Raw genomic sequence first — 1,432 nt, 5'->3', positions numbered from 1 at the left:
GCCGGCCGCCGCCGCCGACGACCAGCGTCGCACGCGGACGGAACAGGCGGCCGAGGACGCCGGCCACGGCGGAGACCCTTCGGTGACGCTTCACGGGGGTCAGCCTAGCGGTGGCGCATTCGTGCGGGCACGAGCNNGGGCATCCCACGGCCCGCTCCCGAGCTCGAGGTGGTCGCGATCGCCGTCCTGCGGGATGCTGGTGAGCTTGAGCGCGTAGACGCGGTCGGCGTCCCGTCGGCCGATGACGAGAACGGGCCGATCCTTGCCGCGGCCGTCCCGCTCCTCGAACGGCACCCAGGTCCATACGATCTCCCCGGCGTCCGGCGCCTCATCCCTGCGGGGCGAGTAGGTGATGCGCAGCTCGGATGCTCGGGGCGGCCGCACCTCCACCGTCGCGGCCGCCCCCGATCGGCCGCCCCCGACATCGTTGAGTGACCCACGCGGGCGGAACAGGCGACCGAAGACACCGGCGACTGTCGAGAGCATTCGGCGGCGCTTCACGGGGTCAGCCTGGCGATGGCGCATTCGTGCGGGCACGAGCAAGGGGCGCTGTGGTCGTAACCACAGCGCCCCTTGCGCTTGTCTGCGAGCCGCAGAGTGCTTACGCCATCGCGTAGCCCTCTTCGCCGTGCACCGTGGTGTCCACGCCGGCCAGCTCGTCCTCGTTCTTGATCCGGAAGCCGAGCGTCTTGTCGATCGCGAAGCCCAGGATGAAGGCGATCACGAACGAGTAGATCAGCACGCCGAACGCTGCGACGACCTGGAGGATCAGCTGCTCGAATCCGCCGCCGAGGAACAGACCGGTCTCGGTGGCGAAGAATCCGAGGTAGATCGTTCCGATCAGACCACCGACGAGGTGCACGCCGACCACGTCGAGCGAGTCGTCGTAGCCGAGCTTCCACTTCAGCTCGATGGCCAGGGCGCAGACCGCACCGGCGACGACGCCGAGGAGAAGTGCCCAACCGGGGGTCAGGTTCGCACAGGCGGGCGTGATGGCGACGAGACCGGAGACCGCACCCGAGGCGGCTCCGACCGAGGTGGCCTTTCCGTCCTTGAGCTTCTCGACGATCAGCCAGCCGATGATGGCGGCCGCGGTCGCACCCAGCGTGTTGATGACGATCAGACCGACCACGGAGTCCTCCGTGCCCAGCGCGCCGAGGCCCTCGGCGCCGGCGTTGAAGCCGAACCAGCCGAACCACAGGATCGAGGCGCCGAGCACGACCAGCGGAACGCTGTGCGGCTTGTTGATGCCCTTCTGGAAGCCGATGCGCTTGCCGAGCACCAGAGCGAGGGCGAGGGCCGCCGCACCGGCGTTGATGTGCACCGCGGTTCCACCGGCGTAGTCGATGACCTCGGTGGAGAAGCCGAAGGTCGTGCCGAGGTTGTAGACCCAGCCGCCGCCCCAGACCCACGCCGCGACGGGGAAGTAGAC

At 69.3% G+C, this 1,432-nt stretch carries 2 protein-coding genes; both read right to left on the bottom strand.

Annotated elements, in window-relative coordinates; genetic code table 11:
• Positions 1-99 precede the first annotated feature (99 nt).
• Positions 100-501, bottom strand: a complete 402-nt coding sequence (locus B4E30_RS09630; RefSeq protein WP_414683204.1) for a type II toxin-antitoxin system PemK/MazF family toxin — start codon at positions 499-501, stop codon at positions 100-102.
• Positions 502-601: 100 nt separating this feature from the next.
• Positions 602-1,432: ammonium transporter (locus B4E30_RS09625; protein WP_414683203.1), on the bottom strand; the 831-nt coding region annotated here is incomplete at its 5' end.

Origin of the sequence: Microbacterium sp. UBA3394 (assembly GCF_002358725.1) — a bacterium.
In the GTDB taxonomy this organism is placed as follows: Bacteria; Actinomycetota; Actinomycetes; order Actinomycetales; family Microbacteriaceae; genus Microbacterium; species Microbacterium luteum.
This window is presented reverse-complemented; position numbering and strand designations above follow the sequence as displayed.